We start from the raw sequence: 733 nt of genomic DNA, 5'->3' as shown, positions 1-733 counted from the left end.
TCCGTCGTTGAGCTGGTCGTGCATGAAGTCCATCGACCAACTGTCGTTGATCATTTCCGGCACAGCCAATGGTTCCGGCTTTTCACGAACCAGACGCTTCTTGGGCTTGATGCGTAGATTCAGTTCCAGCTCCCGGTAAATCCGATAGACCCGTTTGTGGTTCCAGGTAAAGCCTTTCACATTGCGCAGATGCAAGAAGCACAGACCAAAGCCCCAGTTCCGCTGATTGTGGGTCAGCCGAACCAGCCAGTCCGCGATCTCAGCGTTCTCGCTGCTGAGTTTAGGCTGGTAGCGGTAGCAGGTCTCACTGATGCTGAACATCCAGCACGCCAGACGAATGCTGATGCGCTTCTCATTGACGGCTTTCTGCGCCATCTCACGGCGACGAGACGGCTTCACCACTTTTTTTCGATGGCTTCCTTGAGGATGTCAGCCTTCAAACGTTCTTCGGCATACATCTTCTTAAGCCGGCGGTTTTCATCCTCCAGCTCTTTCAAGCGGGCCATCATGGACGCATCCATACCACCGAATTTGGCCCGCCATTTGTAAAACGACGCACTGCTCATGCCGTGCTCACGACACAGCTCCGGAACCGGTACGCCGTTCTCGGCTTGTTTCAGGATCGACAGGATCTGGCTGTCGGAAAATCGTGACTTCTTCATGCAGAATCTCCCTGCGTGTAGCTTACGGAAAATTCTACTTTTGATCACCGCTGTTTTTCGGGGGGATTACC

1 pseudogene is annotated in these 733 nt (G+C 53.3%); it reads right to left on the bottom strand.

Annotated features, from left to right (window positions below):
* A pseudogene (locus MDHKLMBL_RS20660) lies at positions 1–662 on the bottom strand (transposase); the annotation flags it as partial.
* Positions 663–733: the final 71 nt, after the last annotated feature.

It is taken from the genome of Marinobacter flavimaris (genome assembly GCF_002933295.1).
In the GTDB taxonomy this organism is placed as follows: Bacteria; Pseudomonadota; Gammaproteobacteria; order Pseudomonadales; family Oleiphilaceae; genus Marinobacter; species Marinobacter flavimaris.
The sequence above is the reverse complement of the archived record's forward strand: the minus strand, read 5'-3'. Positions and strand labels throughout refer to the sequence as shown.